The organism is Arenibacter sp. 6A1, from assembly GCF_012272855.1.
Taxonomy (GTDB): domain Bacteria; phylum Bacteroidota; class Bacteroidia; order Flavobacteriales; family Flavobacteriaceae; genus Arenibacter.
The window spans coordinates 188206-209133 of the sequence record NZ_JAAXCQ010000001.1 but is presented as its reverse complement, the minus strand read 5'-3'; the positions used below and the strand labels follow the sequence as shown (position 1 = coordinate 209133).

The 20928-nt window shown below is 38.9% G+C and carries 18 protein-coding genes; 4 read left to right on the top strand and 14 right to left on the bottom strand.

Translation table 11 applies throughout. The annotated features are described in order from the left end of the window. Positions 1-52: 52 nt before the first annotated feature. The 7 genes from HCG49_RS00915 to HCG49_RS00885 all read right to left on the bottom strand — a co-directional run bounded on the left by HCG49_RS00915 (position 53) and on the right by HCG49_RS00885 (position 7391). Entirely contained in the window at positions 53-592 is a 540-nt protein-coding gene (locus HCG49_RS00915; protein WP_168467690.1) for a hypothetical protein, read from the bottom strand. 588 nt (positions 593-1180) lie between these two features. Further along, positions 1181-1981 (bottom strand): ChaN family lipoprotein, encoded by an 801-nt coding sequence (locus tag HCG49_RS00910; protein ID WP_410488977.1) that lies wholly within the window; start codon positions 1979-1981, stop codon positions 1181-1183. A 153-nt stretch (positions 1982-2134) separates the two neighbouring features. Next, positions 2135-3070 (bottom strand): DUF5050 domain-containing protein, encoded by a 936-nt coding sequence (locus HCG49_RS00905; RefSeq protein ID WP_168467688.1) that lies wholly within the window; start codon positions 3068-3070, stop codon positions 2135-2137. A 50-nt stretch (positions 3071-3120) separates the two neighbouring features. Then, complete coding sequence (locus HCG49_RS00900; protein WP_168467687.1) at positions 3121-4086, bottom strand: DUF5050 domain-containing protein; 966 nt, start codon at positions 4084-4086, stop codon at positions 3121-3123. Positions 4087-4305: 219 nt separating this feature from the next. Then, positions 4306-4983: a hypothetical protein gene (locus tag HCG49_RS00895; protein ID WP_168467686.1), complete on the bottom strand. Its 678-nt coding sequence runs from the start codon at positions 4981-4983 to the stop codon at positions 4306-4308. A 94-nt stretch (positions 4984-5077) separates the two neighbouring features. Beyond that, complete coding sequence (gene ggt, locus HCG49_RS00890) at positions 5078-6766, bottom strand: gamma-glutamyltransferase (protein ID WP_168467685.1); 1689 nt, start codon at positions 6764-6766, stop codon at positions 5078-5080. Positions 6767-6785: 19 nt separating this feature from the next. Continuing rightward, entirely contained in the window at positions 6786-7391 is a 606-nt protein-coding gene (locus HCG49_RS00885; protein ID WP_168467684.1) for an ACP phosphodiesterase, read from the bottom strand. 96 nt (positions 7392-7487) lie between these two features. On the opposite strand from HCG49_RS00885, the gene glmM reads away from it, so the two are divergent. Together glmM and HCG49_RS00875 are read left to right on the top strand one after the other, a co-directional pair. Beyond that, positions 7488-8876 carry a phosphoglucosamine mutase gene (glmM, locus tag HCG49_RS00880; RefSeq protein WP_168467683.1) on the top strand — a complete coding sequence of 463 codons (1389 nt, stop codon included), beginning with the start codon at positions 7488-7490 and terminating at the stop codon, positions 8874-8876. A gap of 151 nt (positions 8877-9027) precedes the next feature. Beyond that, on the top strand, positions 9028-9816 hold the full coding sequence (locus HCG49_RS00875; RefSeq protein WP_168467682.1) for an endonuclease/exonuclease/phosphatase family protein: 789 nt from the start codon (positions 9028-9030) through the stop codon (positions 9814-9816). Here HCG49_RS00875 and HCG49_RS00870 read toward each other — a convergent pair. Together HCG49_RS00870 and HCG49_RS00865 are read right to left on the bottom strand one after the other, a co-directional pair. Continuing rightward, on the bottom strand, positions 9806-10819 hold the full coding sequence (locus tag HCG49_RS00870) for a sterol desaturase family protein (RefSeq protein WP_168467681.1): 1014 nt from the start codon (positions 10817-10819) through the stop codon (positions 9806-9808). The two genes, HCG49_RS00875 and HCG49_RS00870, sit on opposite strands and share 11 nt — an antisense overlap. A 417-nt stretch (positions 10820-11236) precedes the next feature. Beyond that, positions 11237-12124 carry a lysophospholipid acyltransferase family protein gene (locus HCG49_RS00865; RefSeq protein ID WP_168467680.1) on the bottom strand — a complete coding sequence of 296 codons (888 nt, stop codon included), beginning with the start codon at positions 12122-12124 and terminating at the stop codon, positions 11237-11239. 58 nt (positions 12125-12182) lie between these two features. Here HCG49_RS00865 and HCG49_RS00860 point away from each other — a divergent pair, with 58 nt between their 5' ends. Further along, positions 12183-12833: a rhomboid family intramembrane serine protease gene (locus tag HCG49_RS00860; RefSeq protein ID WP_168467679.1), complete on the top strand. Its 651-nt coding sequence runs from the start codon at positions 12183-12185 to the stop codon at positions 12831-12833. A gap of 136 nt (positions 12834-12969) precedes the next feature. Here HCG49_RS00860 and HCG49_RS00855 read toward each other — a convergent pair whose 3' ends face one another. The 4 genes from HCG49_RS00855 to HCG49_RS00840 form a co-directional block, all read right to left on the bottom strand. Beyond that, the gene (locus HCG49_RS00855; RefSeq protein WP_168467678.1) at positions 12970-13530 is read right to left on the bottom strand and encodes a hypothetical protein; all 561 of its coding nucleotides are present in this window, start codon (positions 13528-13530) and stop codon (positions 12970-12972) included. A gap of 75 nt (positions 13531-13605) precedes the next feature. Continuing rightward, the gene (locus HCG49_RS00850; protein ID WP_168467677.1) at positions 13606-14298 is read right to left on the bottom strand and encodes a HEAT repeat domain-containing protein; all 693 of its coding nucleotides are present in this window, start codon (positions 14296-14298) and stop codon (positions 13606-13608) included. Positions 14299-15018: 720 nt separating this feature from the next. Continuing rightward, positions 15019-16149, bottom strand: a complete 1131-nt coding sequence (locus HCG49_RS00845) for a TlpA disulfide reductase family protein (protein WP_168467676.1) — start codon at positions 16147-16149, stop codon at positions 15019-15021. Between the two features lie 103 nt (positions 16150-16252). After that, positions 16253-16765 (bottom strand): hypothetical protein, encoded by a 513-nt coding sequence (locus HCG49_RS00840; RefSeq protein WP_168467675.1) that lies wholly within the window; start codon positions 16763-16765, stop codon positions 16253-16255. Positions 16766-16873: 108 nt separating this feature from the next. On the opposite strand from HCG49_RS00840, the gene HCG49_RS00835 reads away from it, so the two are divergent. Then, positions 16874-19771 (top strand): FAD-binding and (Fe-S)-binding domain-containing protein, encoded by a 2898-nt coding sequence (locus HCG49_RS00835; protein ID WP_205764318.1) that lies wholly within the window; start codon positions 16874-16876, stop codon positions 19769-19771. Positions 19772-19793: 22 nt separating this feature from the next. On the opposite strand, the gene HCG49_RS00830 is transcribed toward HCG49_RS00835, so the two are convergent. Beyond that, a complete protein-coding gene (locus HCG49_RS00830; protein ID WP_168467673.1) occupies positions 19794-20708 on the bottom strand; it encodes a UDP-2,3-diacylglucosamine diphosphatase in 915 nt (304 codons plus the stop codon). Positions 20709-20928: the final 220 nt, after the last annotated feature.

Sequence of the window (20928 nt, the reverse complement as noted above, 5' to 3'; positions counted from 1 at the left end):
AGTTAATAGCGGCCGGTATTTTTTTAATGTTATTCTATGGGTTTAACTCATTTTATGGGGTGGTGATGGTGTAGGTTATAGTCGTTTTATGTTCTCCCGTTCTATCTAAAAAGTTTACGGCATTTGCTGCGGATATTTGGTAGTCTACATCATATCCACGGTTTAAGTCTCCGCCCGTTGTTGTAACGACATTCTGATCAGTGGTAGATAATACAGCAACTGTAAGTGGTGAGGCAGTACTCAATGTTGATTGATAGGTGGAAATGTCATTTCCCGCATCGGTTGCCACAACCGAAATATTCGATACACCCAAATCCGTTGCTAAGTCGTCCTTCGTGAAATTTGCTGCAGAAGCTTTGACGGCAACTGTATAAGCTGCACTAGATGAAATTTGGAGATGATCGGTCAGCTTTCCTGATGCGCTGCCACCTGTAAAATGCGTGGGTGTATTCATGGCAATAGCCACAGTTGCCTGACCAACGGTGATAGAGCAAGTTTTAGCAATGCTAACGGTTAATTCAGTGTTGCCAGTTGTTTGACCAAAAATAGAGGTGCTTACAAAAGCAAGGGCAATAAAAAGTAATTTTTTCATTTTAGATTGGTTAGGGGTTATTTGTCGATAAACCTATTCCTTTTGTCTATTAACTCTTTTATTTAATAGACAAAAGACCAATTTATCCGATAAATAGCACGATTGTTTGTTCGCTAAAACAAACTAAAGTACTATATAAATTGGAAGCTATTACTCACATCTAATGCTCCATTTTTGTGTTAAAAAGAAGGAATACTATTTTTTAATATAATGATGTATTTGCTTTTATTTTATCGAAAAAAACATCTATATCCCATGATTTTATGGGGTTTATACAATTATTGGAAAGGCATATGGTAAGTTGAAAAAGTATGAATTGCAAAAATCAGGAAAATAGAATCCTAAGATATTATAAATTACTTTTGTAAGTAAAAAGAATGGTTTTACTGTCGGAAAAAAAACATTAAAATCTTTAAATAAAGTTAAATTCAACCTTGTTATTTTGAATAATTATATTATTTTCATAGGTAATGTTCTTAAAATGTATAAATTAAGGTGTTTTGTGTGTGGTAAGTCGTGTGTAAGAAAAAACTTTTTACAAACTTTCAGAAAAATAAGCCTATAGTACTACTTATAACACTGTACAGCCTAATAAGTAGTGGTCATATCGCTATCTACACAAATGATAAAGTCGGCCAAATGCTTGTTCTTTTCTAATAAAACAGTAATATCTTTCTGGGAAACCGTAGAAATAGTGGCATACTTTAAAGCGTTGTTTTCTTTTTTTAAATACCATAAAATACCTTCATAATGGTCCGAATGGTAATTGCCGTTGTAATGGATGAATACATGGTCGTTTTTATAGTGCTTTAATATAAAATGTGCCATGCTAGCATCTTTTATGGCTTGTGCCATAACTAATTTAGGGGAACCATGGTCGCCCATCATGCTAAGTATATTTTTATAAGTAGGAAGCTCACTGTCAAAAGCGATCGGTAAGGGAGCTATCCACTGTTTTTCTTGGGTAGGAAGCGAGTCCAGTACTTCAAAACCATTTTTAAAAACTAGCCTGGCGTACCGCCGAGGCACATTGGTGGCAATAAAGGCTAGTTGTTTTTCTTTGGCAAAATTGACCAAAGGAGCATAGTCTGTTTGGTAGTTAGACCATAAGCGGCCATTTGTTTCCAGTTCTTTGGCGCTAATACGGCCGATCAAATAATCATCCAATAGCGTTTGTTGGTCGGCCTCGAGCATTTCTGCTCCCAAAATAAGTCGGTGGTCCTTATGGAGATCTGCGGTAACCTCCCATTGCAGCCAATGGGAAATAGGATTGTTGTGGATTTCTCCAAATAAAACGATGTCTTTCTTTGCCAGGGTCTTGAGCATCTTTTTATAAGAAACCTTCTTTCCTTTGGCGTTATATAGAACATAGGCTTCTTTCTGACTCATACAAGGAAGGCTAAGCAAAAGGAAAATAATAAGTAATAGAGTGCTTTTCATGGCGGTCTAAGGATATAACTCGTATGCAACGAGACCATTTCTTCGGTCTTTTAAACGGCAGCTTAAATATAAGGTATTCGTCAAAGAAAATCGCTGTTTGTTCTATTGGGGGCGCCAAATCGGGCTTTGGTTTCGTGTAGGCTCCTGGGTCAAACGAAATCGTTTATTAGTGCTGAGGTGTATAATCCAAACATCGTACTGCTTGGGATGTCCGCTAGTGAAGGCAATCCATTTCCCGTCGGGTGACCAAGAAGGTGAATAATCTTCGGCGCTGTCGTTGGTCAAATTAATAATGTTGTCGCCATTGGCATCCATCAAAAAGAGATCCCATTGATCTTGCTTGCTCAGGCCATAAAAAGCAATCTTTTTTCCATTGGGCGAGAAAACAGCACCTGAATCATATCCTTTTTTGTGGGTCAATCGTTTTTCGTTTTGGCCATCACTGTCCATGATGAAAATTTCCCCATTGGAAGCATGGGAAGGATCGTTTGGATCTTTTAATTGTTTGGTGAAAATTATTTGGCTCCTATCGGGGGACCAAGAAGGACTTTCGTTATAATCCTCATCATGGGTCAAGCGTGTTACCTTAGAACCATCGGTGTTCATCACATAGATTTCACGGGACTTGTGGTCCCTGTCCGAGGTGAAAACTAGTTTATGCCCATCTGGGGACCAGCTTGGTACATATTCGTTGGCAGGATGTTTGGAAATATTAATTTGGTCGGTACCATCGGCATTCATAATATAAATATCATTATTTCCATCGCGGTCCGAATAAAATACCAGCTGTTTTCCATCGGGCGACCAAGAGTTTCCATAGTCGGTTGCACTATTGTTGCTAAGGTTCTTTATATTCTTTCCATCGGCGGTCATGGTATATATTTCAAAATTCCCGTCTCGGTTAGATAGAAAGGATAAGGTACCCGAAGGGGTTTCTATGGAAGAAATTTTTTGGGTTGGTTTAGGAGTCTCTTTACAACTTAAAAGACACGTAAATATTATCAGGAAGGGTAGGAGCAACACTTTTTTCGTTTTCATAGCGTACATAGATTAAAGTGAAAAAACAATTGGTTGAGCTGTATAGCTTCTTAGTTTTTATTGCCATCAACCTCCATAAATACAGGGGCCTGTTGGAATTTAAAACTAGTGTCCGTTAGAACTTGCATCTCTTTGGTGGTCCAGTTCATTAGACCGATATGAAATTGATCTTGTTTCTCGTCAAAAACCTCCATGGTCAACCATTTTCCGTCAGGACTCCAACTGTGCCATCCTTCGTTTTGGCTATTATTGGTTAATCTCCATTGTTTCTTTCCGTCCGGGGATACTGCATACAAACTATATTTTCCCTGTTGTTTGCTTTGAAAGCTTATAAAGTTTTCTGTAGGATGCCAACGCGGTGGTCCGGCTTTGAAGGCATACCATTCTGCAGAAGTATCGGCAGCAGGGTAGTTGGTTAATTTTTTCAGGCCGTTACCATCGGTGTTTACGACATATATTTCTGCCTGGTATCCATCTTCTTTTTTCGATTTTTTATTACTCCCTACAAAGGCAATCCATTCTCCGTCTGGGGAGAAAGAAGGATCGGAAAAATATGGGGTGCCCGGATTTATTTTCTTTAAGATCTCTCCCTTGGTATTTATCAAATAAAGTAAAGAATCTACCGTATGGTGAGGGACCACAATAAGTTCTTGTCCCTGCTTTCTGGTTCCCATCCAACTGTCTTGCAAGCGGAAATTAGAGATCTTCTTGATTTCTTGGCCATGATGATCCATTTCATAAAGAAACAAGGCTCTGGCAGTAGTGTCCCTATCACTTACAAAATAGATCTTATCGCCATGTGCCAGATAGGTCCACGCAACATCGGGATGGTTGGTGATGTTTCTTTTGTCGCTACCATCCATTTTCATGGTGAAAACATCATAGTTGTCGTCATGGATACTATCCGGGACATAGACATTATAAGCAATGATATACTCTTTTAGAGGTTCCTTTTTTTTAGACTTACAGGACAAAAGGATGAATAGCGAAAATAGCATTGGGATAAAATGTTTCATGACCTTTGGCGGTTTGATGGTATAGACGGCAATTTATTTTTTGCACGAACGATCTTATAAGATCGCCTGTTAAGATAAGGGTTTTTATGGGGTCTAAATCAAATTATAGGCGAACTGCACGGGAATTAGTTTTCTCAATAGAGATACTCCTCTTATGAATGGGTGCTGCTGTCTTCCCTTTAAGTATAAGAGGAATATGGTATCTGGGATTTAAATTTTCTAATAGGCCTTCACCGCTCCCATACCAATGGTGATAGGGCCTATTTGGTGGAAACTAGGCAGAAGAACTCCTGCTGCTGTTTTTTTCCAACCCTCCCAACTAGCTTCCAATCCGCCTAGCGGAATAATTTGTACCCACATTTTAAAGCTTTTTGGAACGCCATCTGGTCCTAAGCACCACAAATATGAGTCCCCAGGGGTCGTTCCTCCTTGGGTATATGTCACTAATAATCCTTGGGAGCCATCTTTTAAAGTTACCAAACGACGTTCGGTGCCAGGATCAAAAACTTTGAAAGGAGCAACTAACCAAAAAGAATCGTTATTAAAGTAATCAGTTGCTTTTTGTATTATTTTTTGCTGTTTCTCGATCTTGAGAAGCCTATTATTTTTATATGCCCTACTTTTGCCTTGATGCTTTAAATTTAAATGGACCCTATATTCGTCCCATAGGACCCTAACTGTGTTTTCTTCCTTGTTCCATACATATTGATGTTTCCCCCTGGCAAAAGACCACTCTAATATTGAAGTGTTTTTATAATGGTCTTCCTGTATTGCTGTCAGCATTTTCTTTGCCAAGGCATCTGCTTTTGGGCCTTGTTCCCCTTTGGGCAGTTCTTCATTATAAAAGGCAAACAATAATCCTAGGGCAAGAATAAAAAGCAAAAGGGAGCCCGCCATTATCCGATATGTTTTTCTTGGTTTTTTCACAGATAATGAATGGTTTCACCTAGTGGATAATGGTAATTGTTTCTCATTTTTTAGAAGCTCATATTTAAAATCCTACCGCAGTATCGTCTCCACGCTTGTCGGCGCCTCCTTCCAAGCTACCATTGGGCAGAACTAGGATGGCATCGACTTTTCCTATGATCGGATTGTTTTGTTCGTTAATTTGGTACCCTTTTGCTTTAAGTTCGTCTATGAGTTTAGGAGCAAATCCGTTAGGCTCAAAAACAACGGCATCGGGTAGCCATTGATGGTGAAAACGGGGAGCATTGACAGCCGCTTGCATGCCCATGCCAAATTCATAGGTGTTTAATATGGTTTGGGCTACTGCCGTAATGATGGTAGAACCTCCCGGTGTACCGACAACCATCCATAATTTACCGTCTTTTTCTACTATGGTCGGTGTCATACTGCTCAGCATACGTTTTTCTGGAGCAATGCTATTGGCTTCGGCACCTACTAATCCAAACATATTGGGGACACCCGGTTTGGCACTGAAGTCATCCATCTCATTATTTAGAAAAAAGCCGAGTTCATCGCAATACAATTTAGAGCCATAGCCAGCATTAATGGTGGTCGTGGCAGAAACTGCATTTCCATATTGGTCTACAATAGAGTAGTGGGTGGTTTCGGTACTCTCAATTATTTGGACCTCGCCATGGGCTACCTCAGATGATTTTGTAGCCTTCTCAAAGGAGAAATCCTGCATCCTTTCCTTTAAATAGCCTTCATTTAACAAGGCCTCCATAGGGATATCTACATAATCAGGATCCCCTAAATAGTAGTTTCTATCGGCATAAGCCCTGCGGGAAGCTTCGGTAAACAACTGAATGGTTTTGGCAGAATTATGTCCAAATTCGGACACCTCATAAGGCTCCATCATTTTAAAGATTTGATGTATGGTAAATCCACCACTACTGGGCGGACTCATAGATACAATTTTAAGCTCCTTATATTCAAATTCAATAGGGTCGCGCCATTTAGCCTGGTACTTGGCCAAATCTTCTTCGGTAACATAACCGCCATTCGCCTGAATGAAACGGGCTAGTTTTTGGGCTACCTCTCCTTGATAGAAGCCGGCCTTCCCCTGATCTGAAATTTTTCTCATGGTCGAAGCCAAGGCAGGATATTTTATAGTATCCCCAGTGTGGTAGGTTTTGGCAAAAAAGGTACTATCTCCGTTTACTTGTATAAAAATATCCTTGTATTCTGCCAATCGATCTGCTTGTTTTTGGGTAACCACCACTCCTTTTTCGGCTAATTGAATGACTGGGGCTAAAATTTCTTGTAGACTTAGAGTACCAAATTTTTCGTGAACGGCCATCACTCCGGCTACAGTTCCTGGCACTCCAACAGCAGTAGCCCCCAAGGTGCTTTTTTCGGGGATTACATGACCCAAAGAATCTAAATACATATCCTTATGGGCAGCCAAAGGGGCTTTTTCCCTATAATCTAATCCGCCTGTCTCGCCATTGGCCTTTCGGTATACCATAAATCCACCACCACCAATATTTCCTGCATAGGGATAGGCAACGGCCAAAGCCAATTCCGTGGCCACCATGGCGTCAAAGGCATTGCCTCCCTGTTGTAAAATGGCAGTTCCGATCTTAGAGGCCTCTTCACGGGCAGAAACTACCATTGCCTTTTCAGTGATTAAACCTGTTAGTGGCTTTGTCTCTTGCTTACAACCAATTAAAGAAAGGATAAATAGAATGCTAAAAAAATGTTTTGCCTGCATATATGGTTTTCTTAAATAGTTAAAATACACTTTTACCATTTCTTAAGGAATGGTGCTTTTGTTTGGAAAAGGTAATCAATTCCTCAAAAAAAGAAGTGAACTCAGCTTCAAAATCGACGTAGTGTTCTTCTAGGTCACCTATGGCCAAATGCATGTTGGATTTGTATTTCGTACGTCGGTTAATATTGGTCAGGGCCGTAGCAATACCTTTTAGTTTAGAATAATTATAGATCCAGTTGTCAGAAACCATATAGGGCATCATATGTTGTACCCGTTCTGGAAGTATGCTATAGTGGTTCTCTAAAAGGGAATAAAAATTTTCGGTATAGTCAACCAAGGGAATATCGCAATAGGCCGACCAGTTTTTAGCAAGAAAATGATCGTAATAAATATCGACAATGACCCCGCTATAATGACTGTAATTGGGATGTAGGCGTTTGGTGCTTTTTCGAAACGTTGGATGGGCATCGGTAAAACTATCAATAGCACGGTGTAACAGAATCCCTTTTTGTATCTCCTCCGGAAAATGCAAGTATTTATTACCTCTAATACTATCCGCTATAAAATTTCCAATAGTTAAATTATCGTTATTAAAGGATAGGTAAATGTGTGCTAAAAAATTCATAAATAGCTAGAAATGTTATTAAATCCGAATTTACGAATTAAGAGGCTAGGTTTTAAGCCTATCTCTTATATTTGTAAAAAAACATTAACATACACTATGACTTTAATAAAATCTATTTCAGGTATTCGAGGAACCATTGGCGGGCAGCCAGGAGACAACTTAACTCCTATTGATGCGGTAAAATTTGCAGCCGCGTACGGAATTTGGCTAAAGGAGTATTCCAATAAAGAAAAATTAACCGTCGTGATCGGTAGGGATGCTCGTTTATCTGGAGAAATGATACAAAACCTTGTGGTATCTACCCTTGTAGGTCTTGGAATAGATATTGTAGATCTAGACCTTTCTACTACTCCTACCGTAGAGATTGCCGTTCCCTTAGAAAAGGCCGATGGTGGGATCATTCTTACTGCAAGCCATAACCCAAAACAGTGGAATGCCTTAAAATTGTTAAACGAGAAAGGCGAGTTTTTAGATGCCGCACAAGGAGCTAAAATTTTGGCAATAGCAGAACAGGAAGCCTTTGTTTTTTCTGAGGTAGACGATTTAGGGAGTATCACCAGAAATGATTCTTATATAGATATCCATATCGATGAAGTGTTAGACCTGCCATTGGTGGATGCAGAAGTTATTAAAGCTGCCAAATTTAAGGTGGTTGTCGACGGCGTCAACTCTACCGGAGGGATTGCCATTCCAAAACTGCTTAAAGAACTAGGCGTTGAGGTAGTGGAACTTTATTGTGACCCTACCGGACATTTTCCGCATAACCCAGAACCTTTAAAAGAACACCTAGGCGATATTTGTGAGCTGGTAGTAAAAGAAAAAGCCGATTTTGGAATTGTTGTAGATCCGGATGTAGACCGTTTGGCCTTTATAACCAATGAAGGAGAAATGTTCGGGGAAGAGTATACTTTGGTTGCTTGTGCCGATTATGTTTTAGGAAAAACTAAAGGAAATACCGTGTCTAACCTTTCTTCTTCAAGAGCGCTAAGGGATATTACCTTAAAACACGGAGGTTCTTATGAGGCTTCGGCAGTAGGAGAAGTAAATGTTGTAGCCAAGATGAAAGCCAATAATGCCATTATAGGCGGTGAAGGTAATGGAGGGATCATTTACCCAGAAAGCCATTACGGTAGGGATTCGCTTGTAGGGACAGCCTTGTTCTTAATGCTGATGGCAGAAAGAGGAGGTACGGTTAGCGAGCTAAGAGCTAACTATCCTAGTTACTTTATGAGCAAAAAGAAAATTGAATTAACCCCAGGATTGGATGTCGATGGTATTTTAACCGCCATGGCCGGAAAATATAAGGATGAAGAAATTTCTACCATTGATGGGGTGAAAATTGATTTTCCAGAGAATTGGGTGCATTTGAGAAAATCCAATACCGAACCTATTATCAGGATTTATACCGAGGCCAAGAGTCAGGCCGATGCCGATGCTTTGGCCGATAGGATTATCGCCGAAATAAAAACGGTAGCAGGAATCTAACATACATAAAGTTTAGCTAAGGGTCGGGGTTTTATACTGCCGGCCCTATTTTTTTATAAGTTATGAAATGGGCATGACCGAAAACTTGTCGACAATATGACTTTGGTTATTCCCATTACATATGATCTTTAAAAAACAATAAAATCAACATATGAATCTGACCAATTTAAAAATATCTCTTTTTGTTTTTGTCGCTAGCCTGTCTCTTTACAGCAGTGCCCAAGCCGATACCTTGAGGGTGATGAGCTTTAATATCTTACATGGGGCCACCACAAAAAACGATTTTAACCTAGATACCCTTGCCGGGGTCATTAACCATTATAAGCCCCATTTAGTGGCCATGCAGGAGGTAGATTTTAAAACCAAAAGGGCCAAAGAATACGATTTGCCAACAGAGCTTGGATATAGGACAAAAATGGCATCCCTTTTTGGCCGGGCCATGTATTATGATGGCGGTGAATACGGGGAAGGGGTTTTGTCCCAATATAGCTTTATTAGTAGTGAAAATGTAGCATTGCCGCATTTGCCTACTTCAGAGCCACGGGCAGCCTTGGTAACTAGGGTAAAGACCCAACAAGGAAATACCATCCAATTTGTGGCAACACATTTAGATCATTTAAAAGATGATACGGATAGAGTGATGCAAGCAAAAGCCCTGGTAGATACCTTTAAGGACTCCCCTTTGCCAACCCTTATTGTGGGCGATTTAAATGCAGAAACCGACAGTGAGCCTATGAGGATTTTACAGAAGGAATATACGAAAACAGTACATCCGGAAGCTTTTAAGCCGACTTGGCCTTCAGAAAACCCATCGGTTTGTATTGACCATATTTTAGTGAATATGCCCCAAAAATGGGAGGTTATAGAGTATGAGGTGCTATGTGAAAACTATGCTACCGATCATTGTATTATTATGGCCACTTTGGTGTTTACACCTTAGCCACCTTTTTTTGTGAAGGAACATTTTGTTGTAAATGCGCGTTCCGTACAATTTTTGCCGTTTGATGTTCTCCCGTATGGCTCCATCCGGGAGGCATTACGGTATACAAAAGCTTGTTTTTTAAGCCAGGTGCCCTTGCGATGTCCTTGAACAAGGCTACAAATTCACCGAAATAAACATCCAAGAAATTGCCAGAATTTATTTCTCGGGTGATACCATATTCAATCGCAATATCTGCTTCCTCATTTTGATAGGTGCCGAAAAGCTTATCCCATATATTTAATAAATTACAAAAGTTGGTATCCATATATAGTGGGTTTTTAGCATGATGTACCCTATGGTGCGATGGGGTTAAGATTATTTTGTTCAGAAAACCCATTCGGCCATTTTTCATCAAATTCTCTCCCACATGGATAAATGCTCCGTAAGTACCATCAATAAACATAATTAAAAAAAGCAGGGCAGGATCTACTCCCAATAAAATACAAACCGTTGTTCTTATCGTATCCGCATAAGGAGCTTCCAGAAAAAAATGTGCATGGGTTACCGAAAGATTCATTTCCTCGGGGGCATGGTGGGTAGAATGCAAACACCAGAATAATCGCACTTTATGACCTAAGTAATGGTAGATAAAATGCCCAAACTCCCAAATGATATAGCCGTAAATAAACCAATACCACGTCATTTTGGTTTGAAACAAGGCATAGGATTGCAATGCTCCTATGATTAATACAACCATGGCAATTGCAATGAACCTTCCAATGAATCTATTAAAGATATAGATAAGGAAATTGACTTTATATACCTTGGTTTGTGGTTTCTTGTAGACTAACCCTAGTATAAATTCAAGGAGAATCAGCAAAGGAATTATGGGGTATATTAAGGCTACTATACCATCATAGGTGGTAAAACTACTGTAGTTTCCGGTTTTTAATATCTCCCATACCTGTGAAACTCCAAGAAATCCAATGATTTCGTTATATAAGGTTTGCAAAATATCCATGGGCCTGATAGCTGTTTTTAATGTTACAGCTTTGAAGGTATATTTAAATTGTAAAACTGCAAAATTTAGCGATGTATTTAACCGAATTTTTCTAGTCTATTGATATTCAGTTTAGGAAATTGATAGACCAATAGAATTCCTAAACTTTTATACAAAAGGGCAGCTATAGGGGCTATTCAAGACAAAGCATATTTTTTCTTGGAAGTAAGTTATTTGCTTTAAAAAGAAGTCGATTTGGTAGAAACTTGTTATTACTGTGTGCAATTAAGATCAAAGGATAAGGTTAAAATCCTGATGTAGCATATGAAATGCGAATTTAAATGAAGCCATAATAGTTTTACCCCACTAGCAAAGGAAAGGGCTGGTGCTGCGGAGTTTTAAGCCAGTAGAATTTAGAGGGTAGTAGTTTAGGAGGGCCTATTGGTACTCCTTCGGAACTTTATCCCTATGCTTCCAACGTCTATGCGACCAAAGGTAATGTTCTGGTCTTTCCTTAATTTGATTTTCGGTGAGTCTGAAAAACTCGTCCGTAATTTCATTTTTCTCGGTATCTTTTCCAGAAAGGGTGATAGGAATGATTTCAGCAGAGTAATACCCTCTTTTTACTTTGCTTACCTTCATGAATAAAACGGCTAGGTCTAATTTTTTGGCTAAATTTTCAGGCCCGTTGAAAACCGGAACCTTAACCCCCATGAATTCTCGCCAATATTGGTTTTTTGTCACCCTAGGAGACTGGTCGCTTACCATTCCGTACACAGCTAAAACTCCGTTTCTGGCATTTCCGACGACTGTTTTTACGGTTTCTCTTTGCGAAATTAGCTCCGTATTCCATTTGGCCCGAATTTTTTTTATCAAGCGATCGAAATGTTTATTGCCTACTTTTTGATATACTCCATATCCCTTGGCATCTACATGGTTATTAGTACTAATTAACCACTCCCAATTGGCATAGTGCGAGCAAACTACAAGGACGCTTTTGTTTTTTGAAATATCCTGTAAGACCTCAATATTGGTTATTTTAAAACGCCTAAAAGCTTCTTTTTTAGAAAGCGACATTGTCTTTACCATTTCTAGGAAAGTGTCGCACATATGATGGTAAAAACCTTTCCGGATCTTAAGGATTTCTTCTTCGGTTTTTTTGGGAAATACAAGTTTTAAATTGTTGTAAACGACTTCCTTACGGTAGCCGACAACATGAAAAACCAACACATATATAAAGTCGGAAAAGAGGTAAAACAACCTAAAAGGCAATATGGAAATAAGCCATAAAAAAGGGTAGGCCAAAAGATATACTAAAAGCTGCATGAAATTTAAATTAGGGCAAATATAACTATATTTGGAACCAAAATTAATTGTTTTATACATGAATAATATACATTTGGCAACAATGGCTATTATGGCCGCCAATGTCCTGGCATCCTTTAAGGGGTTCAAGGATCAATCATTTTTTGAACGTTATAAATTCGGAGTTGGGGCGATACAAGCTGGGCAAAAAGACAGAATGATAACTTCTGGGTTTCTGCATGTAGATCTTTCCCACCTTTTCTTTAATATGTTTACCTTATATTTTTTCGCCGATGTGGTGATTGGTTGGTTGGGGCCGGCTAAATTTGGGATCATATATTTTATCAGCCTGGTCGCCGGAAGTATTTTGGCCTTGTTTTTTCATAAAAAAGAACCTTTTTACAGTGCTGTAGGTGCCAGTGGGGCCGTGACGGGAATTTTGTATGCCGCTATCCTGTTGCAGCCCGATATGCGTTTGGGGATTATGTTTATACCAATTCCGTTGCCAGCTTATGTGCTGGGAATTTTGTATTTGTTCTATTCTATCTATGGAATGAAAAGCAGATTGGGGAATATAGGGCATACGGCCCATTTTGGTGGAGCAATCGGTGGATATTTGACGACCTTATTATTTAAACCGGAACTGTTACTTACAGATACCTGGATGGTGCTATTATTGGCAATTCCGATCATTATCTTATTTGTTTTAGGAAAACTAGGGAAAATTTAAAACAGTCGGTTAAGACCGATATCGTGATTTAATTATATAGGAGTGCTTTACGAGTACCCTTCTTTGTAAGCTTTTCATAATGGATTTATATATAGACCTACCAGATTTGTTTGGTAGGTTTATTTTTTTTCGATTTTTATCTTTTTAGGCTTTCAGCAGGATAATGGATGGTTTTATACCCCTTTTTATGGGGTATAGTAAGCTTAGAAAGTTTTCCATTTCTGTGATATGTGTAAAGAGTATCTATCAGTTTCCCTTTTTCAAAGATGCCTTTGTCTCTTATTTTTCCATTGCTGTAAAAATCAATAACGGTTCCATTGGCCAAACTGTCTGCATTACAAACATAATATTTGGGCGGTGTATCGCTATAAGTTTTATCATGGTTTAATTGTATAACAGTCAGGAGTCGTTTTAAGAAAAATGTATCCTTAACAGTTTCATTATGAGCTATCCTTATCTTCATTGGAGTATCGGAAATACTAGTGCAATTCAATTCGTAATTGCCTAATCTTGGCAGCTTTGCATAATCCATCCCCAAATACTCATTACCATAAATTTGAGTAGAATCTGATATCATCCACATGACTTCTTTTATAGGTTTATTGGTACATTGATCTATAAATGTTGGTTGGTAAACAACTTGACCGAATAAAGATTGAGACAGTACAAACACTACGATGTATAGTATTGTTTTCATAAAAAAGTACGTTTATTGGTATTAACGGCGGTGCTTTTTGGCAAATTCATTTAAGAAGATAATTAGTTTAGGGGTCTAATTCAACCGTTGCAAAGCCAATTTTCTTATCTCGCTGTCCTTGTCATGTAGTGCTACGGAAGACAGCGTCGATTGAATGGTAAGTTTTTCCACGGCCAGCTTCCTTACTCCACAGTCTTCATCATGAAGGGCTACGGAGGACAGCGATGATTGAATGCTAAGTTTTTCCACGGCCAGCTTCCTTACTCCGCTGTCTTCGTCATGAAGGGCTACGCTCGATAAGGTAGATTGTAGACTGAGTTTTTTTACGGCCAACTTCCTGACCTCAATGTCATTGTCATGAAGGGCTACGGAGGACAGCGTCGATTGAATGCTAAGTTTTTCTACGGCCAACTTCCTTACTTCACTGTCTTTATCATGAAGTGCTACACTTGATAAGGTAGATTGTGAGCTGATTTTCTTTACGGCCATTTTCCTTACTTCACTGTCTTCGTCATGAAGGGCTACGCTCGATAAGGTTGATTGTAAACTGAGTTTCTCTACGGCGAACTTCCTTACCTCACTGTCATTGTCATGAAGAGCTACAGACGATAAAACAGATTGATTCTTAGACGGATCAGAGGAAGTATTGACATCTGCCTTTACAACCTCGCGAATTGTGCTAGATTCAGATCGGATACGCTGGTCATTACTTGTTTTACAAGCTGTCAGGGAGCATAAAATGAATAGACTCAAAAGTGTTGTTCTCATTAAAGTTCGATTTTAAATTGAAATTTAGGTAGAAGTCTTTTGTCAATTAAATACATTCAACGGCTGACATTGTGTCTTTTCTTGCTAGAAAACTGTATCTATGTTACAATATAGGAAATTATATAGTATTATTCTTACTTACAAAAAAGAAATTAAGATAGGTTTTCCTGAGGCAGTATTACCAGTGCTTTTGATAGTTTCTTACACCAGTAAAAAATAAAGTATAGCTATCAGTGTCTAGAAGGCCCATTGTGATGAATTTTTCCCTTTTTACTATATATGTTTTTAGGTAGATTCCTAGGGATTAGGTTCTTGGTAGTAAAACTTAAGAAAACGATGCTTTAAGCATTAAAAATATACGGTTTACTGTTGTATTATTTTTGCGTTAGGGATCGCAGCGGCATCCCTGCAGCAGGGCAAGGGATATAGCGAAGAGCCCGCCCCGTTAGGGGAACGCCCAAATTATTGTTCTTATCATGGGCCATAAGGTATTTAGAATAACAGCGACCGCTTCTCATAGTTTTTAAATTCATCTGCTGAGCGGTATTAATAGGGTGTCTTTTTTAGGGGCTGTTTTAGTAATATCGTAGGGGATCTATAGGTTGTTGCATCGTAAAAGGGGTGCGGGGAATGGTCTTTTTTATAAAAATAAATGCAAAAAAAAAGACTCATAACAAAATGGTTATGAGCCTTCTTAGGAATAATTAGGAACAGTTTTTTTTACTGTAAAAGCTCGGCTATTTTAGCCTCTAATGCAGGTCCTCTTAGGTTTTTTGCTATAATAACACCGTTTTCGTCCAAGATAAAGGTCGCAGGAATTGCGTCAATATTATATAGGCGAGCGATGGCATCATCAAAATAGTCCAAGCTGGAAATATGGTTCCAAGTAAGTTTGTCATCAGCAATGGCTTTTTTCCAATCCTCGGCCTTTCTGTCTAAAGAAACACCAATAATATTTAGACCTTTACTGTGGTATTTGTTGTAGATATTTACCACATTCGGGTTTTCTACTCTACACGGCTTGCACCAAGCTGCCCAGAAATCTATGATGGTAACTTTCCCCATAGCCTCTTTTAAAGACAACTCTCCACCATCTGGTGTTGGTCCTGAAAAATCTGGGGCTACTGCACCAATTTCAGTGCTTTTTCCTTTAGCTTCACGGTCCCTGACAATATCAAGGCTTTTTTGAATTTTCTTAGCTGCTTCGGTTGCCTTTATTTCGGCAGTTAAAGCATCGTACATTTGCTGAGCTTCTTCAGTGGTTATTATTTTAGTGTTCACACCTTTGTCTATTAACAAAGCGGTAATAAGACCTTCAGGGTTTTCCTTGATAAAATTAAGCTCAAAGTTTTTGTATTCTTCCTGTAATTCTGCAAACTCATCACGCAAAGAATTTACGGTAGCCTCTTTGCCTTCCATGGTAGCTTTTTGCAAATCGCCTTGGATAGACATGGCCTTGTCCGATAACTCACGAGAATGTTTAATATACTTCTCGAATATTTTGTTTTGTGGAGTTCCTTCTATTTTGGCAAAATTTAAACTGTCTTTTTGGGCAGTAAATTCAATGGTGCCTTTTTCAATAACGATAGGGCTGTATCCTTGGATATCTCCTACAAAAAGGTATACTAGATCTGGCGCATCTACAGGTCCGCTTATGCTAAACTTTCCATTTTGGACCATGGTGGTATCTATATCGTACGGCTGATTGTTTTCATTGATCTTACGAATAAAAACTTTTGTTCCATCCTCTACATTGCCAGATAGCGTTCCGTTAATAACAAATCCTTCTGGTTTGTTGTCGCAGGCTACTATTCCAACAATAACAGCAAGGGATAATATAATTTTTTTCATTTTTAATTTTTTAAATTGTGCAAATGTACTTATATATGTTAAATAAAAAAATAAGGTTCTACCGGGAATGGCTTCTGAGTTACTGCGCAACTGGCAGAATTTATTAAAACTTATAGCGGATCCCCAAGGCGATATCGAAATCAAAATTGTCGGAGAAGTTTTTATATCCTACCAATCCAATTTCCGGTCTAAAATCTATAGAAAGCAATAAAGGGATGTCAAATGAATATTCGACCCCAATATCTCCTGCTGCAAAAACAAACAGACCGCCGTCTGGTGTCCTTGTATTACCGGGTTCGCTGCCGGGGACAGGAGCAAAGTCAACATTGCCCAGACCTGCACCAGCACCATAGTACCAGTTAAAGTTGTTTTCTATCGGGAAAATCCATTGGTAGAGGGCCGAAACCTTAAAGGCATCAAAATAACGACTATCGCGCCACCCTAAATTGGCCTCTAAACGGTTGAATTCAAAGAGCGATTTTTGATAGGAAATCTCAGCTCCAAAACCATCGCTATCTCCCAGACGCAATCCAAGCGCATGGTCGGAAATTTCTTGGGCATTTCCAGAATACCAAGAACAACACAGCAATAAAGCAAATAATTTCAGGATTTTCATAACATAAGGGGTTCTATTTATTAATTATTTAAAAAAGGAAACTTCATGGTTTCGTTAAAACAATAAAAACTTAATTTAGTGGCCTAATTGTTTTAGGTGGATAAAAATATGCTAAATAAATTAAAAGAACGATTGGAAGGGGAGTTGTTTGTAGATAAATTAACAACTACATTATATGCGACCGATGCTTCTGTGTACAGAAAACTACCCATGGCCGTAGCCTATCCAAAAGTTGATAAGGATATTGAAGAAATAATTCTTTTTGCAAAAGAAAACAACATTGGAATAATTCCAAGAACCGCAGGAACTTCCTTGGCTGGTCAGTGTGTGGGAGATGGAATTGTGGTAGATGTTTCCAAGTATTTTACCAAAATAATCTCCGTTGATACCGATAAAAAACAAGTCACTGTACAACCAGGTGTTATTCGCGATGAGCTGAATTTGTTTTTAGCACCTTATAACTTGTTTTTTGGACCTAATACCTCTACTTCTAACCGCTGTATGATAGGCGGAATGGTAGGGAATAATTCTTCTGGGACTACCTCTATTCAGTACGGTGTTACCCGAGACAAGGTAGTGTCTTTAAAAACTTATCTATCCGATGGGAGTAGGGCCGAATTTAAAACCCTGTCCCTAAATGAATTTTTGGGAAAAATGTCCCTTGAGAATCTTGAAGGGGAAATTTACAATAACCTTCATAGGGAGTTGTCTAACAATGAAATAAAAGAAGAGATTATTAGGGAGTTTCCCAAGCCTGAAATCCATAGGCGGAATACTGGGTATGCCGTTGATGAACTTCTTAAAAACAATGTGTTTGGGCAAGAGGACGAAGGTATAAACCTGTGTAAGTTATTAAGTGGAAGTGAAGGGACCTTGGCGTTTACTACGGAAATTGTTCTGCAGCTCGATGATATTCCGCCTAGTTTGTCCGCAATGGTGGTTACCCACTATAAAACTTTGGAGGATTGTTTAAGCGATGTGGCGCCCTTGATGGTTAACACCCTGCATACCTGTGAAATGATGGATAAGGTGATTTTGGATTGTACCAAAAATAACCGGACCCAATTGGAAAACCGATTCTTCGTAGAGGGCGATCCGGCAGCATTGTTGATGTTAGAGGTGAAATCGAATACCGAAGAAGATTTAGAACTACAGTTGGAGCAGCTTTTACAAACTATAATGGCTTCTGGGCTAAGCTATGCTAGTCCTGTTTTAAAAGGGGGAGATATTAACAAGGCGATAGAACTAAGAAAAGCAGGCCTAGGGCTGTTAGGGAATATTGTTGGCGACCGTAAGGCCGTTGCCTGTATTGAAGATACTGCCGTTGCTCTAGAAGATTTAAAAGATTTTATCGGTGAATTTTCCCAGATCATGAAGGATTATGAGCAAGAAGCTGTTTATTACGCTCATGCCGGTGCGGGAGAATTACATTTAAGGCCTATCCTAAACCTGAAAAAATCCGAGGATGTAGCCTTGTTTAGGGCTATTACAACAGATGTTGCCAAGCTTACCAAAAAATACAACGGCTCTTTTAGTGGGGAACATGGTGATGGGATTGTAAGAGCAGAGTTTATACCTTTAATGATAGGCGATAAAAACTACGAGCTGCTAAAAAGGGTTAAAACCTATTTTGACCCTACTAATATTTTTAACCCAGGTAAAATTGTAGAGGCTTACCCCATGGACGAGTCCTTGCGGTACGAAGTTGATAGAAAAGAACCGGAAATAGAAACATTGCTCGATTTTTCGGATAGCGAAGGTATTTTAAAAGCCGCCGAAAAATGTAACGGAAGTGGCGATTGCAGAAAGACCCATCATATGTCCGGGGCTATGTGTCCTAGTTATCACGCTACAAAAAACGAAAAGGATACTACCAGAGGAAGGGCTAATACCTTGCGTGAGTTTTTAACGAGTACCGAAAAAACGAATCGGTTCGACAACAAAGAGCTCAAAGAAGTTTTTGACCTGTGTTTAAGCTGTAAAGCATGTTCTAGTGAATGTCCCAGTAATGTGGATATCGCTACCTTAAAAGCTGAATTTCTCTATCAGTACCAAGAAGAAAACGGCTACCCTTTAAGGGCAAAACTATTTGCTTACAACACAGCTTTAAATAAATTAGGGAGTAAGGTGGCCGGACTTACCAATAGCGTGTATGAATCAAAACTATTAGGCGGTCTGCTTAAAAAATCGGTAGGGGTAGCCCCGCAAAGAAGCTTGCCTAAAGTCTCAAGCTTTGATTTTGACAGTCATCTTAAAACTGTTAAAAATCAGAATAATGTATCCCTCTCCAAGGTAGTGTTGTATATAGATGAGTTTACAAACTATTTAGATGTAGAGTTGGGGCGCGATGCTATTGAGGTGTTGGGGCGTTTAGGGTACGAGGTAACGCTTTTTTATGCCGAAAGCGGACGTACCTATATCTCCAAAGGTTTTTTAAAACAAGCCAAAAAATTGGCCGTGAAAAATATGGAGAAGCTACGGGAGTTTTCTGAAAAAGGCTTGCCTGTATTAGGACTAGAGCCTTCTGCGGTCCTTACTTTTAGAGATGAATACAAGCGCTTTGGATTTGATAAAAAAGAGATGGAAGCCATTGCAAATAATTCTTTTTTGATAGAAGAGTTTTTGGCCAAAGAAATTGCCAATGGGGTGTTGACGGCAGACTTGTTTACTGCGGAAAAGAAAACCGTGAAAATTCATAATCACTGCCATCAAAAATCTATTTCCAATCAGAAGGTGACTTTTGATATATTAAACGCACCCAAGAATTATGAAGTGTCCATAATCAACTCTGGATGCTGTGGTATGGCAGGGTCGTTTGGGTACGAAAAGGAACATTACGAGATAAGTATGCAGGTAGGAGAGCTGAAATTGTTCCCTGCGGTACGCAAAACGTCCTCCGATGTAATTATCGCCGCAAACGGTACTAGCTGTAGGCATCAAATTTATGATGGTACAGAAAGAAAAGCAAAGCATCCTATATCTATATTTAAGGAAGCTTTACTGTAATAAATATACATCTGTAAAGGCTCTACAGTGCGGCATTGCCGTTCTGAGAGCCTTTTTTTTCTTTTTTAGCTGCCTTCTTTACTTTCTTTGCTTTCTTGTTTTTTTTGTCCTTGGGGATATTGGTGGTAATAGTAGCGATCAATTCGTGAATATCCATGGCCTTTAATGCTTCGTCTACAAAGAAAGGCGATAGTTTGTCGGCGTTGTAGCGGTATATTTTCCAGCGCTTAAAGGTGTATTCCAAGGCCGTCAGGTTTTCTACCCAATCGCCAGAATTTAAATAAGTACATCTGCCTTTTTCATTTTCGAATATTTCCTTTTTCGGATGGTGAATATGACCACAAACAACATAGTCGTGCTCATTGGCTATGGCCAGTTCCTTAGCGGTATCCTCAAAATTCTTGACAAATTTCACGGCTCCTTTTACGTTGTTCTTTATTTTTTTGGACAAGGAGTATTTCTCTTTACCCATTTTAAGAAGGCCCCAATTGATTAGTTTGTTTAGAACAATAAGCATATCGTATCCATAGGCACCTATTTTTGCCAACCATTTCGCATTTTGAATAGAAATATCAAATACGTCACCGTGAAAAAACCATGCCTTTTTTCCGTCAAGATCCAAAATTAACTTGTCCCTGATGTGTATATTGCCCAAAGAGGCGCCGCTAAACTTACGCATCATTTCATCGTGGTTCCCGGTGATATAGTACACCTCGGTGCCATTGGCGGCCATGCCTATAATTTTTCTTAAAACCCTTAAATGGGAGGCCGGGAAGTAATGTTTGCTAAACTGCCACATATCTATGATATCCCCGTTTAGGATTAATGTCTTAGGGTTTATACTGCTTAAATAGGTTAATAATTCGTCGGCATGGCAACCATAAGTGCCTAGGTGAACATCTGAAATGACCGCTAATTCTATCTGTCTCTTTTTCAATAGTAGAAGTATTTACACAAACTAAGGAGTTCTGTGTAAAGTGAAGGTGAAGGCAGTGATAAGTTAAAAACAGGAATACGTTAAGTTTCCATTAATTTGTGTCATTTATAAATTTTAGGTACAATAAGAAAGGCTTAATTTTTGTATTTCTTTTTTAAAATTTACCTTTGGGTCGCTTAGCGCATGAGATGGGCAGTGAGCTCATATATTACCAATAACA